The organism is Streptomyces sp. NPDC096136 (genome assembly GCF_044763325.1).
GTDB lineage: Bacteria > Actinomycetota > Actinomycetes > Streptomycetales > Streptomycetaceae > Streptomyces.
The window spans coordinates 86,063-106,285 of sequence record NZ_JBIWFZ010000011.1 but is presented as its reverse complement, the minus strand read 5'-3'; the positions used below and the strand labels follow the sequence as shown (position 1 = coordinate 106,285).

Annotated in this window: 16 protein-coding genes; 8 read left to right on the top strand and 8 right to left on the bottom strand. The window is 75.4% G+C overall.

Annotation, left to right across the window (positions count from 1 at the left end; translation table 11 throughout):
• Positions 1-4 precede the first annotated feature (4 nt).
• The 3 genes from ACIRBY_RS22990 to ACIRBY_RS22980 form a co-directional block, all read right to left on the bottom strand.
• Positions 5-445, bottom strand: a complete 441-nt coding sequence (locus ACIRBY_RS22990) for a universal stress protein (protein WP_403903153.1) — start codon at positions 443-445, stop codon at positions 5-7.
• Between the two features lie 10 nt (positions 446-455).
• The gene (locus tag ACIRBY_RS22985) at positions 456-1,976 is read right to left on the bottom strand and encodes an APC family permease (protein ID WP_403903150.1); all 1,521 of its coding nucleotides are present in this window, start codon (positions 1,974-1,976) and stop codon (positions 456-458) included.
• Between the two features lie 128 nt (positions 1,977-2,104).
• A complete protein-coding gene (locus ACIRBY_RS22980) occupies positions 2,105-2,698 on the bottom strand; it encodes a histidine phosphatase family protein (RefSeq protein ID WP_403903147.1) in 594 nt (197 codons plus the stop codon).
• Positions 2,699-2,779: 81 nt separating this feature from the next.
• Between ACIRBY_RS22980 and ACIRBY_RS22975 the strand changes: the two genes are divergently transcribed.
• Complete coding sequence (locus tag ACIRBY_RS22975; RefSeq protein WP_403903145.1) at positions 2,780-3,490, top strand: YoaK family protein; 711 nt, start codon at positions 2,780-2,782, stop codon at positions 3,488-3,490.
• Between the two features lie 15 nt (positions 3,491-3,505).
• Here the strand turns inward: ACIRBY_RS22975 and ACIRBY_RS22970 are convergent, their stop codons facing one another.
• Positions 3,506-4,891 carry a cryptochrome/photolyase family protein gene (locus ACIRBY_RS22970; RefSeq protein WP_403903142.1) on the bottom strand — a complete coding sequence of 462 codons (1,386 nt, stop codon included), beginning with the start codon at positions 4,889-4,891 and terminating at the stop codon, positions 3,506-3,508.
• A gap of 67 nt (positions 4,892-4,958) precedes the next feature.
• On the opposite strand from ACIRBY_RS22970, the gene ACIRBY_RS22965 reads away from it, so the two are divergent.
• A complete protein-coding gene (locus ACIRBY_RS22965) occupies positions 4,959-5,438 on the top strand; it encodes an Lrp/AsnC family transcriptional regulator (protein ID WP_403903140.1) in 480 nt (159 codons plus the stop codon).
• Positions 5,439-5,518: 80 nt separating this feature from the next.
• Here ACIRBY_RS22965 and ACIRBY_RS22960 read toward each other — a convergent pair whose 3' ends face one another.
• Positions 5,519-6,973, bottom strand: a complete 1,455-nt coding sequence (locus ACIRBY_RS22960) for an MFS transporter (RefSeq protein WP_403903138.1) — start codon at positions 6,971-6,973, stop codon at positions 5,519-5,521.
• Between the two features lie 101 nt (positions 6,974-7,074).
• On the opposite strand from ACIRBY_RS22960, the gene ACIRBY_RS22955 reads away from it, so the two are divergent.
• Positions 7,075-7,929: a helix-turn-helix transcriptional regulator gene (locus ACIRBY_RS22955; RefSeq protein ID WP_403903136.1), complete on the top strand. Its 855-nt coding sequence runs from the start codon at positions 7,075-7,077 to the stop codon at positions 7,927-7,929.
• 75 nt (positions 7,930-8,004) lie between these two features.
• Positions 8,005-9,081 carry an FAD-dependent oxidoreductase gene (locus tag ACIRBY_RS22950; RefSeq protein WP_403903574.1) on the top strand — a complete coding sequence of 359 codons (1,077 nt, stop codon included), beginning with the start codon at positions 8,005-8,007 and terminating at the stop codon, positions 9,079-9,081.
• On the opposite strand, the gene ACIRBY_RS22945 is transcribed toward ACIRBY_RS22950, so the two are convergent.
• The 3 genes from ACIRBY_RS22945 to ACIRBY_RS22935 form a co-directional block, all read right to left on the bottom strand.
• Positions 9,067-9,891 (bottom strand): hypothetical protein, encoded by an 825-nt coding sequence (locus tag ACIRBY_RS22945; protein ID WP_403903133.1) that lies wholly within the window; start codon positions 9,889-9,891, stop codon positions 9,067-9,069. The two genes, ACIRBY_RS22950 and ACIRBY_RS22945, sit on opposite strands and share 15 nt — an antisense overlap.
• Before the next feature lie 70 nt (positions 9,892-9,961).
• The gene (gene mltG / locus ACIRBY_RS22940; protein WP_403903130.1) at positions 9,962-10,888 is read right to left on the bottom strand and encodes an endolytic transglycosylase MltG; all 927 of its coding nucleotides are present in this window, start codon (positions 10,886-10,888) and stop codon (positions 9,962-9,964) included.
• Positions 10,889-10,950: 62 nt separating this feature from the next.
• Positions 10,951-12,843, bottom strand: a complete 1,893-nt coding sequence (locus tag ACIRBY_RS22935) for an ABC transporter ATP-binding protein (RefSeq protein ID WP_403903127.1) — start codon at positions 12,841-12,843, stop codon at positions 10,951-10,953.
• Between the two features lie 86 nt (positions 12,844-12,929).
• Between ACIRBY_RS22935 and ACIRBY_RS22930 the strand changes: the two genes are divergently transcribed.
• From ACIRBY_RS22930 to ACIRBY_RS22915, 4 genes are all read left to right on the top strand, one after another.
• The gene (locus ACIRBY_RS22930; RefSeq protein ID WP_403903125.1) at positions 12,930-13,400 is read left to right on the top strand and encodes a MarR family winged helix-turn-helix transcriptional regulator; all 471 of its coding nucleotides are present in this window, start codon (positions 12,930-12,932) and stop codon (positions 13,398-13,400) included.
• Between the two features lie 64 nt (positions 13,401-13,464).
• On the top strand, positions 13,465-16,386 hold the full coding sequence (locus ACIRBY_RS22925) for an FAD-binding and (Fe-S)-binding domain-containing protein (protein WP_403903123.1): 2,922 nt from the start codon (positions 13,465-13,467) through the stop codon (positions 16,384-16,386).
• Between the two features lie 160 nt (positions 16,387-16,546).
• The gene (locus ACIRBY_RS22920) at positions 16,547-18,403 is read left to right on the top strand and encodes an ABC transporter transmembrane domain-containing protein (RefSeq protein WP_403903121.1); all 1,857 of its coding nucleotides are present in this window, start codon (positions 16,547-16,549) and stop codon (positions 18,401-18,403) included.
• On the top strand, positions 18,400-20,181 hold the full coding sequence (locus tag ACIRBY_RS22915) for an ABC transporter ATP-binding protein (RefSeq protein WP_403903119.1): 1,782 nt from the start codon (positions 18,400-18,402) through the stop codon (positions 20,179-20,181). The genes ACIRBY_RS22920 and ACIRBY_RS22915 overlap by 4 nt, the downstream gene beginning before the upstream one ends.
• Positions 20,182-20,223 lie beyond the last annotated feature (42 nt).

Genomic DNA, 20,223 nt, shown 5'->3' with positions numbered 1-20,223 from the left:
GCGGTCAAGGGGTGTCCGGGGTGTCCCCGGCCGGTTCGGTCGGGACGCACAGGACCGGGACCGGGGAGAGGTGCAGGAGCTTGTGCGGGGTCGAGCCGAGCAGGGCGCCGCGGATCGGGCTGTCGCCCCAGGTGCCGACGATGATGACCCGGGCGCGGTGCTGTTCGGCGGCGGCGAGCAGGGCCTGGGCCGGCCGGTCGTCCATGACCTCGACGGTCGAGGGGACCCCGGCCTCGTCGGCGGCCTCGACGGCCCGCGCGAGCGCGCTGCGGCCCGCCTGGAGGACGGCCTCGCGGTGGGCGCGGTACTCCTCCCCCGCGGCGCCGGGCGCGGCCGCCCCGTAGACGAGGACCAGCGGTTCCCCGAAGGCGGAGGCCACCTCCAGCGCGACGCGCAGGGCGCGCTCCGCGCCGGGGGACTCGTCGTACCCGAGGACCACGGACATCCGGACCTCCTCAGTTCTTCCGGCCGCGGACGAGGGCCGGGTCGACCACGCCCCGGCGCTCCTGCCAGAACCTGCCGTCGCGGACCCTCCAGAAGCACATGAGGAGCACGCCGACGACCGCGATGCCGATCCCGATGACCAGCGGCGGGCCGAGGCCGAACCAGGAGACCCCGCTGGCCGAGTTCCCCGGGTCGGACATGTCCCCGATGGACTCCACGAGCAGCCAGGCCAGCAGTCCGGCGCCGACCAGCGGGCCGAGGCCGATGAGCACGAAGTTGTGCACGTTCGCCAGCAGGTGGCGGCGGTAGTAGACGACGCAGGCCACGCCGGTGAGCGCGTAGTAGAAGGCGATGAGCAGCGAGAGCGCGGTGAGGGAGTCGAGCAGGGCGTTCTCGCTGATCTGGTTGACGGCGAGGTACCAGGCGATGGCGATGGCGGCCACCCACCAGGTGCTGACGTCGGGGGTGTGGAAGCGGTGGTGGATGTGGGCGAGGTGCGGGGGCAGGGCGTGGCGGCGGGCCATGGACAGGGCGGTGCGGGAAGCCGGGATGATCGTCGTCTGGGTGGAGGCGAGGGCGGAGGTGCAGACGGCGAGGAGCACCATCCAGTCCCAGCCGCCCATCACCTCGTGCGCGAGGACGGCGAAGATCGCCTCCTCCTCTCCGGCGTTCTCGGCGAGGAAGGCGGTCCCGGCGTAGGCGACGATGGCGAAGCCGACGGCCAGGTAGGTGACGAGCAGGATCAGGGTGGACCAGATGCCGGCCTTGCCGGGCGCGGTGGCGGAGTCCTCGACCTCCTCGGTGAGGTTGACGGCGGACTCCCAGCCCCAGTAGATGAACACGCCGAGCAGCAGTCCGCCGGTGAGCGCCGCGCCGCCGGCGCCGAAGGGGTTGAGCCAGGTGACGGACGGGTGGATCGCGTCGAGGGTGCTGGTGCCGGCGTAGACGCGGTAGAGGGCGACGACGGCGAAGACCAGGAGGAACACGACCTGGGCGAGGATCAGGATGTCTTGGAAGTGGGCCGACACCTCGGTGCCGATGACGCACATCGCGGTCATCGCGAGGATCACCACGACGGCGAGGGTCTGGCGGACCACGGTGTCGGCGGCCAGGCCGTCGAGGCCGGCGGCGAGCAGCCCGAAGTGGACGGCGACGTCGGCGAGGGAGCCGATGACGAGGACGCCGGTCATGGTGATGGCCCAGCCGCCGAGCCAGCCCGCCCAGGGGCCCATGGCGCGGCTCACCCACGAGAAGGTCGTGCCGCAGTCCTGGTCGACCTTGTTGAGGTAGTAGAAGGCGGCGGCGATGAGCAGCATCGGCACGAAGGAGGCCAGCATCACGCCCGGGGCGTAGATCCCGACGAGGGCGACGATCGGGCCGATGACGGCGGCCAGGGAGTAGGCGGGCGAGGTCGAGTTCAGGCCGATGACGAGCGCGTCGAGGAAGCCGATCGCGTTGGCCTCGAGGGTGTCCTCGCCGGAGGCGGCGTCGGGGAGGCTGCCCTCCGGTCGGCCGCGTTCGCCCTGGTCCATGTACGCATGGTCACGCGGGGGGCGGTGGCGCGCGAGGCGGCACGGGTCGTCCGGGTGGCGGCGGCCGCCGCCCCGGCGGGGGCGGCGGCCGGGGGCTGCGCGGTGCCGGCTGCGGCCGCGCACGGGCTTCAGGGGCGGGTGTTCCAGCCCGCCACCACGGGGAGGCCGTGCTCCGTGGAGAGCGCGCTGACGGTGCCGGTGCGCAGTAGGAAGAGCCGGCCGTACGTCGGCGGCAGGCCGAGGTAGCGGGCGGTCAGGACGCGCAGGAAGTGGCCGTGGGCGACGAGGACGACGTCGCCCCCGTCGGCGCGCAGCGCCTCGCCGGCCCGGGCCAGTACCCGGTCCGCGCGGGCGCCGACCTGCTCGGCGTCCTCGCCCGGGTGCCGGGCGTCGCCCGGCGGGACGCCGTCGGTCCACAGCGACCAGTCGGGCCGGGTCCGCCGGATGTCGGCGGTGGTGACGCCCTCGTAGCCGCCGTAGTCCCACTCGTGGAGGTCGGGGTCGGGGATCCCGCCGGTGAGCCCGGCGAGTTCGGCCGTGGCCACGGCCCGGCTCAGCGGGCTGGTCAGCACCAAGGCGGGGTGCCGGTCGCGGAAGTAGGGGGCCAGCGAGAGGGCCTCGTCGGCCCCGCGGGCGGTCAGCGGGACGTCGGTGAGCCCGGTGTGCCGCCCGTTGGCACTCCACGCCGTCTCGCCGTGCCTCACCAGCAGAAGATCACTCATGCTCCGGACCCTACGGGGTGGGCGCGCGTGCCCGGCATGTCGGACCGGTGGAGCGGGGCGCGCGTGTCACTGTCGGGCTTCATGGACGTGCGTGCGTGCGGGCGGCTGACCCTCCTGCTGCTGGTGCTGACCTGGGTGACCGGGCTGATCGAGGCGGTCAGCCTACTGGCCCTGGGGCCGGTGTTCACCGCCATGCAGACGGGCAACGTGCTGTTCCTGTCGTTCGGGCTGGCCCATGCGGGGCACCTGCCCGCGCTGGCCTCCGGGGTGTCCCTGCTGTCCTTCTCGGCGGGGGCGGTGTGCGCGGCCCGGCTGGAGGGGGCGGCGCAGGCCCGGGGGCGGTCCTGGTTCGTGCTCGGGCTGTCCGTCGAGGCGGCGCTGATCACCGTCGCGGCGGCCATCGGCTGGGAGCTGGCGCCGCGGTACGGGGCGCCGGAGGCCCGGCACCTGATGACGGCGTCCGCCCTGGCGGTGGCGATGGGCTTCCGCAACGTCACCAGCATGCGGGTCAACCTGCCGGGGGTGCCGACCACCCTGGTCACCCGGTCCATGACGGCCCTGCTCGGCGGGTCGGCGCTCGGGCGCGACAGCGCCTTCGGGTACGGGACGGGGGCGTGGGGTCGGCGGGCGCGGGCGGTGGCCTCCATGTTCGCGGGCGGGCTGACGGGGGCTCTGCTGGTGCGGGCCGGGTGCCCGGTGAACTGGCTCCTGCTGCCCGCGGCCGCCGTGGTGCTGGGGGTGGCCCTGACGTACGTGAGGCAGCCGGCCCTGAGCGGCCTCGGGTGCTGCTGACCCGGTGGCGTGCGCTCAGGGGGCGGCGCCCTGCCGTGCGTCGTGGAAGCGGGCCTGGGCCTCGGAGAGGTCCACCACCGGCTCGGGGTAGTCGTACCGGGACCGCTCCCCGGCGGGCAGCCGCCAGGGTTCGTGGACGCGGGGCGCGGGCAGGGCGGCCAGTTCGGGGACCCAGCGGTGGACGTAGCGTCCCTCGGGGTCGTACCTCAGGCCCTGGCGGACGGGGTTGAGGACCCGGTTGGGGCGGGTGTCGGTGCCGGTGCCGGCCACCCACTGCCAGTTGAGCTGGTTGTTGGCGAGGTCCCCGTCGACGAGGAGGTCGAGGAAGTGCCGGGCTCCGGTGCGCCAGTCGGCGTAGAGGGTCTTGGCGAGGAAACTGGCGGCGAGCAGCCGGCCCCGGTTGTGCATCCAGCCCTCGTGGCGCAGCTGGCGCATGGCCGCGTCGACGACCGGGTAGCCGGTGCGGCCGTCCTTCCAGGCCTGGACCTCCTCCTCGGCGTCGCGGCCGGTGCGCCAGCGGTCGTGGCGGGCGCGGTAGTCCTCGGCCGCGGCCGAGGGGCGGGCGGCGAGCACCTGGTGGTGGAAGTCGCGCCAGCACAGCTGCCGGACGAAGGCCTCGGCGCCGGGGCCGCCGGCGGCGCGGGCGCGCTGCACGGCCTCGACGGGCGAGAGGGTGCCGAAGTGCAGGTGCGGGGAGAGGCGGGAGGTGGCGTCGGCGGCGAGGTCGTCGTGGGCGTCCTCGTACGCGGTGATGCCGGAGCGCAGCCAGCGGGTCAGCAGCCGGCGGGCTTCCGCCTCCCCGCCGCGCGCCAGGCCCGGGGAGGTCCCGGTGACGGCGGAGCGGCGGGGCAGGTCCTGCGATCCGATGCCGTCGGGGACGCGGACGACGCGCGGGGCGGCGACCGCCCGGCGCGTCCCCAGCTCGCTCCAGCGGCGCAGGTAGGGGGTGAAGACGGCGAAGTGGTCGGAGCCCGCGCCGCTGGGGAGCACCGCGCCGGGGGCGACCGCCGTGACGACCGCGTCGTGCGCGTGGAGGGCGGCGCCCTGCGCCCGCAGGGCGGTGCGCAGGCGCCGTTCGCGGTCCTGGGCGTAGCCGCTGACCCCGGCGGCGAGGTGCACCTCGCCGGCGTCGGCCTCCCGGGCGAGGGCGCAGACCTCCTCGACCACGCCGCCCGAGCGCAGGACGAGGCGGCCGCCGCGCTCGCGCAGTCCGGCGTCGAGGTCGGCCAGGCAGTCGGCGAGGAAGGCCGTCCGGTTCGGCACGGCGAAGCCGGCGCGCTCGACGGCCCCGTCGCGGACGAAGAGCGGCACCACCCGGTCGCAGGAGGCCAGGGCGGCGCGGAGCGGCGGGTGGTCGTGCAGGCGCAGGTCGCTGGTGAACAGGACCACGGCGGTCTTCACGGCGCTGGTCTCCCCCGTCCGAAGCATGGGCGATCCGGGTACACAGGACCATTGGTACATTCCTGTCATGGCGGTGGACGAGCTCGACACCCGGATCCTGCGCCTGCTGATCGAGCAGCCGCGTACCAGTGTCCGCGAGTACGCCCGGATCCTCGGCGTGGCGCGCGGGACCCTCCAGGCCCGGCTGGACCGGCTGGAACGCACGGGGGTGATCACCGGCAGCGGCCCCGTGCTCTCCCCCGCCGCGCTCGGGCACCCGGTGCTGGCCTTCGTGCACATCGAGGTCACCCAGGGGCACCTGGACGACGTGGGCGACGCCCTGGCCGCCGTACCGGAGATCATCGAGGCCTTCTCGATCACCGGCGGCGGGGACCTGCTGACGCGGGTGGCCGCGCGGGACAACGCCCATCTGGAGGACGTGATCCAGCGGCTGATCCGGCTTCCGGGGGTGGTCCGCACCCGCACCGAGGTGGCGCTGCGGGAACGGGTCGCGCACCGGCTGCTGCCGCTGGTCGAATCGGTGGGGCGGGCGGCCCGCACACCCTGACCGGACGGGCCGCAACGCCGCCCGCCCGGAGCCGGCGCGCACCCGCTCGGGACCGGGCGAGCGGGGCCGCCGCCGGGGGCTCAGCCCATGACCCGCGGCAGGCGCAGGCTGAGCAGGACCGTCAGGGCGATCAGCCCGAGCTGCACCAGGAGGGTCACGGCGAGGGCGTCGCGCATGCCGGACCCCGCGGCCAGCGCGAGGAAGAGGCTGCCGACGGTCGCCACGCCCAGGGCGAGCGCGGACTGCTGGGTGGTGACCATGACCCCGCTGCCCACCCCGGCCCGGTCCGCCGGCACGTCCGAGAGCATCAGCCGCATGAGCACCGGCAGCTGGAGGCCCTGCCCCAGGCCCGCCACGGCCACGCCGGGGGCGAGGGCCGCGAGCCCCAGGTCCGGCCAGCCGCGCCAGACGGTCACCAGCAGCAGGCCGATGCCGGCCGCCTGGATGATCCCGCCCGCGGTGACGACCCGGCTGCCGAAGCGGCCGACCAGCCGGGGCCCGGCGAGCGAGGCGGCGAAGAAGGCCAGGGCCATCGGCACCAGGGCGAGGCCCGCCGGCACCGGGCCCATCCGCAGCCCCTGCTGGAGCGCGACGGCGACGACGAACATGAAGCCGCTGAAACCGATCGAGAACGGCACCATCATCACCAGTCCGCGCCGCAGCGACACCAGCCGCAGCAGGCTCGGCGGTACCAGCGGGGTGCGCCCGAGGCGGTCGGCGCGGCGCTCGGTCAGGTAGAAGGCCACGGCGGCGAGCGGGGAGACGGCCAGGGACAGCCAGGTCCACAGCGGCCACCCGGCCGCCCGGCCCTCGGTCAGCGGGAGCAGCAGGGACACGAGCGTGAGGCCCAGCAGCAGCGTGCCGGGGACGTCGACCGACGCCGGGTGCTCGGAGCGGGTCTCCGGGACGGCCCGGACGGCGAGCACCAGCCCGAGCAGCACCACGGGCACGTTCACCAGGAACACCGAGCGCCAGCCGGAGCCGGCCACGTCGGCGGCCACCAGGACCCCGCCGAGGATCTGCCCGGCGACCATCGACAGTCCGGCGGTGGCCCCGTACAGGCTCATCGCGCGGGCCCGGCGCGGCCCCCGGGTGGTGGCCTGGATGGTGGCGAGCACCTGCGGCAGCATCAGGGCCGCCGCGGCGCCCTGGGCCACCCGCGCCCCGACCAGGGTCCAGGCGGTGGGGGCCAGGCCGCAGGCGAGGGAGGTGGCCCCGAAGGCGGCCATGCCGATGAGGAACAGGCGGCGCCGCCCGGCCATGTCACCGAGGCGGCCGCCCAGCACCAGCAGCACCGAGTAGGCGACCCCGTACCCGCCGACGACCAGCTCCAGCATGGCCGGACCGGCGGCGAGGTCGGTGTCGATGGCGGGCAGCGCCACGTTGACGATGAAGAAGTCGATGAGCGGCAGGGCCGCGCCCAGCAGCACGGTGAACAGCCCGAGCGGCGAGATCCCCCCGGACCCGGCGGCCGGGACCCCGGCAGGGGTGGGGGTGGACGGGACGGGTGGCGTTCGTACGGTCGTTTCGGTCACGGAAGAGACGATCCTCCGCCGCTGAGCCTGGTACCAGAGTCTCTTTATCCTGGTACTGGTAGTACCTGGCAACCGGCTGCGTGATGCGGCAGGCTGGACCCATGACCACTGTGGCCCCACCGAGCGACCTGCGCCGGCACGAGCTGGCCGACTTCCTGCGCAGCCGCCGCGAGCGGATCACCCCCGAGCAGGTGGGCCTCGCCCGCGGCAGCCGCCGGCGCACGCCCGGGCTGCGCCGCGAGGAGGTCGCCCAGCTCTCCGCCGTCGGCGTCACCTGGTACACCTGGCTGGAGCAGGCCCGCGAGATCCAGGTGTCCCCGCAGGTGCTGGACGCCTTGGCGCGCGCCCTGCTGCTGGACTCCACCGAGCGCGCGCACCTGTTCGCGCTCGCGGACAGCACCGACCCGGCGCCGAACACCCAGTGCGCGAGCGTGACCCCGGCCCTGCGGGCCGTGCTCGACCAGCTGGACCCGATCCCGGCGTGCGTGCAGAACAGCCGCTACGACATCCTCGCCTACAACGCCACCTACGGGCGGCTCCTGTGCGACCTGGACCGGCTGCCGCGCGAGGACCGCAACTGCCTGTGGCTGGCCTTCACCCACCCCGAGTGGCGGGCCTCGCTGGCCGACATGCCGGACGTGAACCGGCTGCTGGCGGCCAAGTTCCGCGCCTCGATGGCCGGCCACCTGGCCGAACCGGCCTGGAAGGCCCTGCTGGCCCGGGTGGAGGCGGCCTCGCCGGAGTTCCGGGAGATCTGGGCGCGGCACGAGGTGGTCGGGCTGGGCAGCAACCGGAAGTACATCCGCAACGCCCATGTGGGCCTGCTCCGCCTGGAGCACACCAGCCTGTGGCTGGGCCCGGCGGCAGGCCCCCGTCTGACGACCTTCGTCCCGCTGGACGAGGAGACCCGCCTGCGCCTGGAGGAACTCCGCTCCCTGGCGCCGGTCGCGGGCTGAGGCGGGGGCGGATCCGGCCCGCTCTCCCCCGGGAAGATCCCGCGCCACCCGCGAGTTGGTAGAACCGTGAACGACATGGTGCGGGACGCGGTGGACGTGGACGTGGTGGTCGTGGGGGCCGGGCAGGCGGGGCTGTCCAGCGCCCACCACCTGGCCCGGGCCGGCATCGGGCACGTGGTGCTCGACCACTCCCCCCGGCCGGGCGGAGCCTGGCAGTTCCGGTGGCCCTCGCTCACCTACGGCAGGGTGCACGGAATGCACTCCCTGCCCGGGATGGAACTGACCGGCGCCGATCCGCAGCGGCCGTCGTCCGAGGTGGTCGGGGAGTACTTCGCGGCGTACGAGGAGCGGTTCGGGCTGCGCGTGCGGCGACCCGTGGACGTGACGGCGGTGCGCGCGGGCGGGGGCGGACGGCTGCTGGTCGAGTCCTCGGCCGGGAACTGGGCGGCCCGGGCCCTCGTCAACGCCACCGGGACCTGGGACCGGCCGTTCTGGCCGCACTACCCGGGGCAGGAGCTGTTCCGGGGACGCCAGCTGCACACCGCCCGCTACCCGGGCCCCGGGGAGTTCGCCGGGGCCCGGGTGATCGTGGTGGGCGGGGGCACCTCGGCGGTGCAGCACCTGCTGGAGATCTCCGAGGTGGCGGCGGCGACCACCTGGGTCACCCGCACACCGCCCGTGTTCCGCGACGGCGGCTTCGGCGAGGCCGAGGGCCGGGCGGCGGTGGCGCTGGTGGAGGAGCGGGTGCGCCGTGGCCTGCCCCCGCGGAGCGTGGTCAGCGTGACCGGGCTGCCGCTCGACGCGGCCGTGCGGGCGGGGCTGGCCTCCGGAGTGCTGGACCGGCTGCCGGTGTTCGACCGGATCACCCCGTCCGGGGCCGCCTGGGCGGACGGGCGGCGCGTGGAGGCCGACGTGATCCTGTGGGCCACCGGCTTCCGGCCCGCCGTCGACCACCTGGCCCCGCTGCGGCTGCGCGAGCCGGGCGGCGGGATACGGGTCGAGGGGACGAGGGCGGTGCGCGACGAGCGGGTCCACCTGGTCGGCTACGGGCCCTCGGCGTCGACCGTCGGCGCCAACCGGGCGGGCGGGGCCGCCGTCCGGGAGATCCGCCGCCTGCTGGCCCGGGGGCCGGCGGTGTCAGCCCCGGTGTGACCCCGCCGGGCCGTCGACGGGGAAGCTCCGGTCGACCGTCCCGGACGCCTCGGCGTCCCCGGTCGCGTACACCCGGGCGGTCCCGTCGCGGATCCGGACGACCGGATCCGTCCAGTGCTCGCCGGGACGGGGGACCAGGACGTGCGCCAGGGCGCGGTCGGCGTCGTAGACGAGGAGCGACACGATCCGGTACAGCCAGTCCCCGAAGTCCCCGAGGCCCTGCGCCGGGTGGTCGGCGGGGCCGCCGATGCGGATCACGTAGAAGCGGTCGTCCTCCCAGTGGCCGCCGTTGTCGAGCCGCTCCCCCTCGCCGACGGGCGCGCCGTCCACCCACAGCCGGGCCGCGTCGGGGCCGCCGCGGAGCAGGAGCACGGCGCGGTGGCGGTCGTCGGAGGTGAAGTGGACGCGGACCTCGTGCGGGGTCCAGCAGTCGATGAACCGGCTGCAGGCTCCGGGGACCGGCCCGGAGCGCAGGCGGAGCCCGCCGGCGGGTTCCGGGTCGCGGCCGCAGACGCCGGGGGTGCGGCAGGGCCGGTCCACGCGCCGGGAGCAGCCCAGGCCCATGGCGGCGACGTCGCGGGGCGCGGCCCGGGACAGCAGGGCGGCGAGGCGCGCACGGTAGTGGTCCGCCCCGAAACGGGCGGTGAGCTCGCGCTCCCCGTGCCACCAGCCGACCAGTTCGGCGCCGGCGGGCGAGCGCGCCAGCCAGTCCCGCCAGTCCCCGGCCTCGGCCGCGGCCGCGGCCTCCTGCGGCCGGGGTTCCCCCGTGCGGGGTTCACGGCGCTTTCGCGCGCTCCATGGCCATCGCACCGCCCGCCCCCGCTCTTCCCGCATTCCGGACCGGCGGCCGATCCTAGGCGGGCGGCGGCGGGGCCGCCCCTCATTTCGGGGGTGCGGCCGGGGTGGCGGGCCGGGCCGGGGGGCCGGCCTGGGCGCGGGCCGGGCGGCCGGGGGCCGTGGCGGCGGGCGCGGCGGAGGCCGCCGCGCGGAGCCGGTTGAACTCGGCCACGTGCTTGCGGTGTTCCTCGTAGGTGGCGGAGAAGCGGGTGTCGCCGGGCTTCACCGTGACGAAGAACAGCCAGTCGCCGGGGGTCGGCGCGACCGCCGCCGCCATGGCCTGCAGGCCCGGGCTGTCGATGGGGGTGGGCGGCAGGCCCTGGCGCTCGTAGGTGTTGAAGGGGTGGTCGATCCGGGTGTCCGCGAGCCTGGTGTCCACGGTGGTGCGGTTCAGCGCGTAGTTGAGGGTGGAGTCCATCTGGAGCGGCATCGACCGGGCGAGCCGGTTGTGCACCACGCGGGCGACCTTGCCCATGTCCGCCGGGTTGTCGGCCTCCGCCTCGATGATGCTGGCGAGGGTGGCCGTCTGGTACGCGGTCATGCCGTGGGCCCGGCCGCCGTCGGCGACCGCCTTGGTGGCGAGCTTCTGGTTCGCCGTCCGCACCATGGCGGTGAGCAGGCTGGCCGGGGTGGACTTGGAGGTCACCGGGTACGTCGCCGGGAACAGGTAGCCCTCCGGGTTGCCCTTCGCCTCGGCGGGCAGCGGCAGGCCGGCCGCGGCCACGGCCGATGCGGTGGCGCCCGCGGGGAGCCGGAGCTCCTTGTCGACGGCGGCGTAGACCTGCGGGGCGCGCCACCCCTCGGGGATCAGCAGGCGACGCGGTTCCTCGGGCGCCTGCGTACGGGACAGCTGGGGGACGAGGACCGCCGCCCCGAGCCCGATCCCGAGCAGTGCGGTGAACAGGAGCAGCAGACGGCCTCGGCGGGTGAGCCGGGAGCGGCGCTGCGGCGGCTGGTACGCGTGAGGCATACCGGCACGCTAGCGCTCATACCGGATGGTTCCCGGCATCACACCCCGCTGCGGTCATACGATCACACGTTCACCGGAGCGGGTGCGGCGTCCGCGTCCCGCCCCTGCTCCCGCCCGGGCGCCCGGACCCCCTGGGGCGCGTGTGCGGCGTCGCGGTCCCGGCGGACCAGCGAGGCATAGCGGCCGTCGGCCCCCAGCAGCTCCTCGTGCGTGCCGCGTTCGGCGATGCGGCCGGCGTCCAGGACGACGATCTGGTCGGCGTCCCGGATGGTGGAGAGGCGGTGCGCGATGGTGATGGTGGTGCGGCCGCGCGAGAGGTTGTCGATGGCCCGCTGCACGGCGTGCTCGGTACGGGTGTCGAGGGCGCTGGTGGCCTCGTCCAGGATGAGCACCGGGGGGTCGCGCAGGATGGTGCGCGCGATGGCCAGGCGCTGCTTCTCGCCCCCCGAGAACCGGTAGCCGCGCTCGCCGACCAGGGTGTCGTACCCGTCGGGCAGGGACTCGATGTGCTCGTGGATCTGCGCCGCGCGGGCCGCCTCGGTGATCTCCGCGTCGGTGGCGTCGGGCTTGGCGAAGCGCAGGTTGTCGGCGACCGAGGCGTGGAAGAGGTAGGTCTCCTGGGAGACCACGCCTATGGAGCGGGCCAGCGAGTCGAAGTCCAGGTCGCGCACGTCCACCCCGTCGAGGACGACCTTTCCGCCGGTCACGTCGTAGAGGCGGGGCACCAGGTAGCTGAGGGTGCTCTTGCCGGAGCCGGTCGGCCCGACCACGGCCAGGGAGCCGCCCGCCGGGACGGTGATGTCGATGCCCGTGAGGGTGGGGCCGGTCTTGGCCTCGTACGCGAAGTGCACGTCCTCCAGGCGGATCTCGCCCCTGGCCCGGCCCAGCCGGACCGGCTCCTCGCGCTCGGTGATGTCCACCGGCAGGTCGAGGTACTCGAAGATCCGGGCGAACAGGGCGAGCGAGGTCTGGATCTGCACCCCGGTCGACAACAGGCTCACGGCGGGCCGGAACAGCCCCTGCTGGAGCGTGACGAAGGCGACGAGGGTGCCGACGGAGAGCGACGGGGCACCGGTCTGCAGGGCGATGCCGGCGGCCCAGTAGATCATCGCGGGCATCGCCGCCATCACGATGCCGATGGTGGACATCCGCCAGCGCCCGGCCATGCTGGAGCGCACTTCGAGGTCCACCAGCTTCTCCGACTCCTGGGCGAAGGCGGCGGTGAGGGACTCGGAGCGGCCCATGGTGCGGCCGAGCAGGATGCCGCTGACCGACAGCGACTCGGTGACCGTGGCGGCCATCGCGGCCATCTGCTTCTGCCGCTTCGTGGTGATCTTCTTGCGCTCGCGTCCGACCCGGCGGCTGATCCACACGAAGAGGGGCAGCAGGAGCAGGGAGACGAGGGTGAGCCGCCAGTCGAGGGCGAGCATCGCGACGACGGAGGCGATGACGGCGGTCAGGTTCGACACCAGCGAGGTCGCGGTCGAGGTGACCGTCGCCTGCATGCCGCCGATGTCGTTGGCTATGCGGGACTGCACCTCGCCGGTCCGGGTGCGGGTGAAGAAGGCCAGCGGCATCCGCTGGAGCTGGGCGTAGACGGCGGTGCGCAGGTCGTGCATGACGCGCTGGCCGACCGTGGTGGAGATGAGCGTCTGGAGCACGCCGAACACGCTGGTCACGACCGCCGTCAGGATCATGCCGAGGGCCAGCAGGCTGAGCAGCCCGGTACGGCCTTGGGGGATCGCGACGTCCAGGATCTCCCTCAGCAGGAACGGCGAGGCGACGCCGACCAGCGAGGACGCGCCGACCAGCGCGCCGACGACGGCCAGGCGCCCGCGGTAGGGGCGGAACAGGCCGAGGATGCGGCGCAGTTCGCGCGGCCGGTCGGCGGGGGCCGCGCGGCCGGGGTCGAGGGCTTCGTTCGACGGGGTCCACTTCGGCTCGTCGCTGTGCATGGGCCTCCTTTGGGCGGGGACTCCACTGAGCCTAGCTCATTGTTACCTATGCTCACAATGAATTCCGTCCTGCTACTGTTCCCAGTATGAGCACCGGTTCCGAGACCGACACCCGCGATTCGACCGACGGCGTCCTCGCCGAGCAGCTGCTGCGCCTCACGCGCCGGCTCCACCGGATCCAGAAGCGGCACATGGAGCCGCTCGGGATCACCCCGGCCCAGGGCAGGCTGCTGCGGATCGTGGCGCACTACGCGGACGGCACGCCACCCCGCATGGCCGACCTGGCCACGCGTCTCGAGGTGGTGCCGCGCGCCGTGACCACCCTCGTCGACGGTCTGGAGGCGGCCGACTGCGTGCGCCGCGCACCCGACCCCGCGAACCGGCGCGTGATCCGCATCGAGCTCACCGAAGCCGGTCGCGCCACGCTGCGCCGCCTGCGCAACGCGCGGACGGACGCGGCAGAGGAGATCCTGGCTCCGTTGACCGCCGAACAGCGCGAGGTGCTCGGCGGCCTGCTCGACGCGCTCGCGGACGTCCCGGCGGAGCGCCGCTGCTGAAAACGGGCCCCGGAGGGCGCCGCGGGCGGCGGGGCCGGGCGTCCGCACGGACAAGGGACCGCACATGCCGCTGCTCGAACCGAAGCCGGGAGCCCTGCGCCCGCGCCCCGGCGCCCCCGCCCCCGACCGGGTCCCCGACCGGAGGGCCGCCGGCACCCCGCGGACCCTGCGCGAGGAGCTGACCGCCCTGCTCGGCGCGGAGAAGGTGCTGTGGCGGGTCTCCGACCTGGTCCGCTACGCCACCGACGCCTCCCCGTACCGCTTCGTCCCGCAGGTGGTGGTGGTCGCCGAGGACGTCGACGACGTCTCCGCGGTCCTCTCCTACGCCCGCGGCCGGCAGCGGGAGGTGGTCTTCCGCGCGGCCGGCACCTCGCTCAACGGCCAGGCGCAGGGCGAGGACATCCTGGTCGACGTGCGCCGCCACTGGCGGGGCGTCGAGGTCCTCGACGCGGGGCGCCGCGCCCGGATCCGCCCCGGCACCACCGTCTTCCGGGCCAACGCCGCCCTCGCCCGCCACGGCCGGGTCCTGGGTCCCGACCCGGCCAGCGCCGTCGCCTGCACCCTGGGCGGGGTCGTCGCCAACAACTCCTCCGGCATGACGGCCGGCACCACGAGGAACGCCTACCGCACGCTGTCCTCCCTCACCCTCGTCCTGCCGACCGGAACCGTGGTGGACACCGCCGACCCGCTCGCCGACGAGGAGCTGGCCCGCGCCGAGCCCGCCCTGTGCCGGGGGCTGATGGAGATCAAGCGGGACATCGAGGCCGACCCGGCGCTCGTCGCCCGGATCCGGGCCAAGTACGAGATCAAGAACACCACCGGCTACCGGCTCGACGCCTACCTGGACGGCACCACGCCCGTCGAGATCCTGCGCGGCCTGGCGGTCGGCTCCGAGGGCACCCTGGTCTTCATCGCCGAGGTCGTCCTCGACACCCTCCCCCTCGACCGCGAAGTCACCGGCGCGCTGCTCTTCTTCCCCTCCCTGCCGGCCGCGGCCGCCGCCGTCCCGCTGTTCAACGCGGCCGGCGCCCTCGCCGTGGAACTGATGGACGGCAACACCCTGCGCGCCTCGGTCAGCGTCGCCGGGGTGCCCTCCGACTGGGCCGGGCTGCCCCGGGACACCGCCGCGCTGCTGGTGGAGTTCCGCGCCCCGGACGCCGCCGGGCGCGCGGAGTACGAACGCCGGGCGGCCGCCGTCCTGCCCTCGCTGGAGCTGGTCGCGCCGGTGCCCTCGGTCACCAACGCCTTCACCCGCGACCCCGCCGTCATCGCCGGCCACTGGAAGGCGCGCAAGGCCTTCGTCACCGCCGTCGGCGGCGCCCGGCCCCCGGGCACCACGCTGATCACCGAGGACTTCGCCGTACCGCCGTCGCGGCTCGCCGAGGCCTGCGGGGCGCTGCTGGCCCTCCAGGCGGAGCACGGCTTCGACGCGGCCGTCGCCGGCCACGCGGCCCACGGCAACCTGCACTTCCTGCTGGCCTTCGACGCCGCCCGGCCCGAGGACGTCGACCGGTACGCGGCCTTCATGGAGGCCTTCTGCCGGCTCACGGTGGAGCGGTTCGACGGCTCCCTGAAGGCAGAGCACTCCACCGGCCGCAACATGGCCCCCTTCCTGGAGCTGGAATGGGGGCCCCGGGCCACCGGGCTCATGTGGCGCACCAAGCGGCTGATCGACCCGGAGGGCGTCCTCGCCCCGCGGATCCTCCTCGACCGCGATCCGCGGGCCCACCTGCGCGGCCTGAAGACCATCCCGCGGGTGGAGACGGTCGCCGACCCCTGCATCGAGTGCGGGTTCTGCGAGCCGGCCTGCCCCAGCGGGGACCTGACGACCACTCCGCGCCAGCGGATCGCGCTGCGCCGCGAGATGACGCGCCAGCCGCCCGGCTCCCCGGTCCTCGACGGGCTGCTCGACGCCTACGGCCACGACGCCGTCGACACCTGCGCGGGCGACTCCCTCTGCGGGCCCGCCTGTCCCGTCGGCATCGACACGGGCGCGCTGATGCGGGACTTCCGCCACCGGCGGCACGGTGCGCGCGAGGAGCGCGCCGCCGCCCTGGCCGCCGAGCGGTTCCGTACCGTGGAGGCCGCCGCGCGGCTGGCCGTGGCCGCCGCCGACCGGGTCGGGCACCGGCTGCCGGCCGCCGTCACCGGGGCCCTGCGCAAGGTCGTACGCCCCGACCTGGTGCCGCAGTGGCCGCCGCGGATGCCCGGGGCGGCGCCGCGCCGGCTGCCCCCGACCCGGCGGGTGGGCGCGGTCGCCGTGTACTACCCGGCCTGCGTGAACCGGATCTTCGGCGGCCCCGGGGACCGCTCCGGGCCCTCGCTGCCCGAGGCGGTGGTGGCCCTCGCGGAGCGGGCCGGCAGGCCGGTGTGGGTCCCCGGGGACGTGCGCGGCACCTGCTGCGCGACGATCTGGCACTCCAAGGGGTACGAGGCCGGCAACCGGCTGATGGCCGACCGGATCGTGGCGGCCGCCTGGGGCTGGACCGCCGGGGGCCGGCTCCCGCTGGTGGTCGACGCCTCCTCCTGCGCCCTGGGCCTGTCCCGCGAGGTGGTCCCCCACCTGAGCGAGGACAACCGGGCCCTGCACGCGGAACTGCGGATCGTGGACTCGGTCGTCTGGGCGGCCGAGGAACTCCTGCCGCACCTGGAGGTCCGGCGCACCGTCGGGTCGGCGGTCCTGCACCCCACCTGCTCGATGCGGCACCTGGGCGACGAGGAGCAGCTGCGCACGGTGGCCGGTGCCTGCGCGGACGAGGTGGTGGTCCCGGACGACGCGGGCTGCTGCGCCTTCGCGGGCGACCGGGGGATGCTGCACCCGGAGCTGACGGCCTCGGCCACGCGGCGGGAGGCGGCGGAGGTGGCCGTGCGACCCTTCGACGCGTACCTGTCGGCGAACCGGATGTGCGAGGTGGGCATGGAACGGGCCACCGGGCACGCCTACGCCTCGGTCCTGCTCGAACTGGAGCGCGCCACCCGGCCCTGAACCGCCGCGCGCGCCCCGCTCACGCCCCCGCGCCGGGCGCGCCCCGGGCGTGCAGGGCATGCGCCGGGAGGCGCTCCCCCGCCGGAAATTCGATTGCCCGGCCCACGACCGGAAGGCGAACCTTGCGTGGTTTGCACTCACCGAGCCGTGATGGGGCGTCATGCAGATCAGCGACCTTCCGTATCCGGATCCCGGGGTGCCGGACGCCCGCTCCGGCCCGCGTTTCCTGTGGTGGCTGGGCCGGGGCCAACTCGGCGGGCAGGCCCGCAGCCTGGCCTGGGGGCTGGTGCACTTCTGCGGCATCGCCGGGCTGCCGTACACGGTGGGTCTGGGCGTCGAGGCGGCCGTCGACCGCGACGGAGGACGGCTGCTGCTGGTCGGCGGGCTCCTCCTGCTGGTCGGCACGGCCATCGCGGTCGGCGACGCCATGCTCCACCGCACCGCCGTCACCAACTGGATCACCGCCGCCGCCCGTGTGCAGCAGCTGCTCGCCCGCAAGACCGCCGAGCTGGGCTCCGCCCTGACCCGCCGGGTCGCGGCGGGTGAGGTGGTGGCCGTGTCCACGGGGGACGTGGAGAAGATCGGCTGGTTCGTCGAGGCGGTCTCCCGCTTCCTCGCCGCCGCCTTCGCGGTCGTCGCCATCTGCGTCGGGCTGCTGTTCTACGCGCCCGCGATCGGCGTGGTCGTGGCGGCGGGCGTACCGGTCCTCGCGCTGTCCGTGCTGCCGCTGCTGCCGCGCGCCACGCGGCGGGCCGACGTCCAGCGCGAGAAGGCGGGCAGGGCCACCGAGCTGGCCTCCGACACCGTGGCGGGCCTGCGTGTGCTGCGCGGCATCGGCGGCGAGGAGCTTTTCCTCGACCGCTACCGCGAGGCCTCGCAGGAGGTCCGCAGGGCCGCGGTGCGCAGCGCCCGGATGTGGGCTCTGATCGCCGCGGTCCAGGTGCTGCTCCCGGGCGCCCTGATGATCGCGGTGGTCTGGTACGGCTCGGTGCTCGTCCGGGACGGCCGGCTGGCGGTGGGCGAACTGGTCGCCGCCTTCAGCGCGGTGGCCACGATGCTGTATCCGCTCCGGCACTTCGAGGAGATCGCGATGTCCTACTCCTTCTCGCGGCCCTCCGCCCAGCGGGCGGCCCGGGTGCTGTCGCTGACGCGTACGGACGACGGGGCGGATCCCGTCGCCGCTCCGCCGCCGCAGGCTCCGCCGCCGGGCGGGGACCTGTACGACCCGGCGACGGGTCTGCTGGCACCGGCCGGGCGTCTCACGGCCGTGGTGTGCGGGGACCCGGACCTGGCGGGCCGGCTCGCGGAGCGCCTGGGCGGGCACGCCGTACACCCCGGGGACGGGGCCGGGGCCCCGCCGTCGGCGCTGCTCGGCGGGGTCGCGCTGGACGGGCTCGCGCTGGAGACGGCGCGCGGGCTGGTCCTCGTCCAGGACAAGGACCCGGTGCTGCTGTCCGGGACGCTGCGCGAGCTGTTCGACGTACCGGCCTCGGGCGCCGTCCCGCCCCCGGCGGCGTTGGCGGCGGCCCAGTGCGCGGACGTCCTGGACGCCCTGCTCCAGGCGGCCCCCGACGGGGTGGACGACGCCATGGACGCCCGGATCACCGAGCGCGGCCGGTCCCTGTCCGGCGGGCAGCGCCAGCGGCTCGCACTGGCCCGGTCCCTGGTCGCCGACCCGGAGGTGCTGGTGCTGGACGAGCCGACCTCGGCGGTGGACGCGCACACCGAGGCGCGGATCGCCGACGGGGTCGCCGCCCTGCGCGCCGGCCGCACCACCGTGGTGCTGGCGTCCTCGCCCCTGCTGCTGGACCGGGCCGACCGGGTCGTCCTCGTCCACGGGGGCCGGGCCGTGGCGGCGGGCACCCACCGCGAGCTGCTGCGCGCCGAGCCCCGCTACCGGGCGGTCGTCACCCGGGAGCCGGACGGGGAACAGGGGCGGGTCGGGGAACAGGGGCGGGTCGGCGGCCCCGCCGGGGACGCCACCGGGGAACTCACAGGGATCGAGGAGTCAGCATGATGGGCGTGGCACGGCCGGAGTACGATCCGGCGGCCCCCGAGACGGCCGCGACGCTGCCCGTCGGCACGTCGGCGACCGTACGGGGCTATGTGCGCGGCCTGCTGCGGCGGCACCGGCGCGCCTTCGCGGCGCTGGTGGCGGTCAACGCGGTCGCGGTGGTGGCCTCCATGGTCGGCCCGTACCTGCTGGGGCGGGTGGTGGACGAGCTCTCGGCGGGGGCGCGCGAGCTCCATCTGGGGCGCGTGGCAATGCTGTTCGCGCTGGCGCTCGCCGTCCAGACCTGCTTCGTCCGGCTGGTCCGGCTGCGGGGGGCGGTGCTCGGCGAGGAGATGCTGGCCGACCTGCGCGAGGACTTCCTGGTGCGGTCGGTCGGCCTGCCGCCGGGGGTCCTGGAGCGGGCCGGCACCGGAGACCTGCTGTCGCGGATCACCACCGACGTCGACCGGCTGGCGAACGCGATGCGCGAGGCCGTGCCGCAGCTGGCCATCGGCGTGGTCTGGGCGGGGCTGCTGTACGGCGCGCTCGCGGTCACCGCGCCGCAGCTGGCGCTGGCCGCGCTGGTGGCGCTCCCGATCCTCGTGGTGGGCTGCCGCTGGTACTTCCGGCGGGCGCCCTCGGCGTACCGCTCGGAGGCCGCCGGGTACGCGGCGGTCGCGGCGGCGCTGACGGAGACGGTGGACGCGGGGCGGACGGTCGAGGCCCACCGCCTGGGCGGGCGCCGGATCGCGCTGTCGGAGCGGCGGATCAGGGAGTGGACGGCCTGGGAGCGGTACACGCTGTTCCTGCGGACGGTGCTCTTCCCCGTCGTCAACGCCACCTACGTGACGATCCTCGGCGCGGTGCTGCTGATCGGCGGGTACTGCGTGCTGCGCGGTTGGATGTCGGTCGGCCAGCTGACCACGGGGGCGCTGCTGGCGCAGATGATGGTCGACCCGATCGGTCTGGTCCTGCGGTGGTACGACGAGCTCCAGATCGCGCAGGTGTCGCTGGCGCGGCTGGTGGGGGTCCACGAGATCGAGCCGGCGGCGGGTGACCGCGCGGTGGCCCCGGAGGGCCGGGACGTGCGGGCGGACGAGGTCCGGTTCGGCTACCGGGAGGGCGTGGACGTCCTGCACCGGGTGTCGATGTCGGTGCCGCCGGGCACCCGGATGGCGCTGGTCGGCCCCTCGGGCGCGGGCAAGTCCACCCTGGGCCGACTGCTGGCGGGGATCTACGCACCGCGGACCGGGGAGGTCACGCTGGGCGGGGCGAGGCTCTCGCGGATGCCCGCGGAGCGGGTGCGCGAGCACGTGGCGCTGGTGAACCAGGAGCACCACGTGTTCGTGGGCTCCCTGCGGGACAACCTGCGGCTGGCCCGGACGGGCGCCGAGGACGCCGAGCTGTGGGCGGCGCTGGGCGCGGTGGACGCCGACGGCTGGGCGCGGGCCCTGGACTCGGGGCTGGACACGGAGGTGGGTTCGGGCGGCAGCGCGCTGACCCCGGCGCAGGCGCAGCAGATCGCGCTGGCCCGGCTCGTGCTGGCCGACCCGCACACGCTGGTGCTGGACGAGGCGACCTCGCTGCTGGATCCGCGGGCGGCCCGGCACCTGGAGCGGTCGCTGGCGCGGGTGCTGGACGGCCGTACGGTCATCGCGATCGCCCACCGGCTGCACACGGCGCACGACGCGGACGTGATCGCGGTGGTCGAGGGCGGCCGGATCAGCGAACTCGGCTCGCACGACGAGCTGGTGGCGGCCGACGGGGCGTACGCGGCCTTGTGGCGGTCCTGGCACGGGTGACCGGCGGCAGCCCGCCGGGCGGGTCCTCCCGCCCGGCGCGGC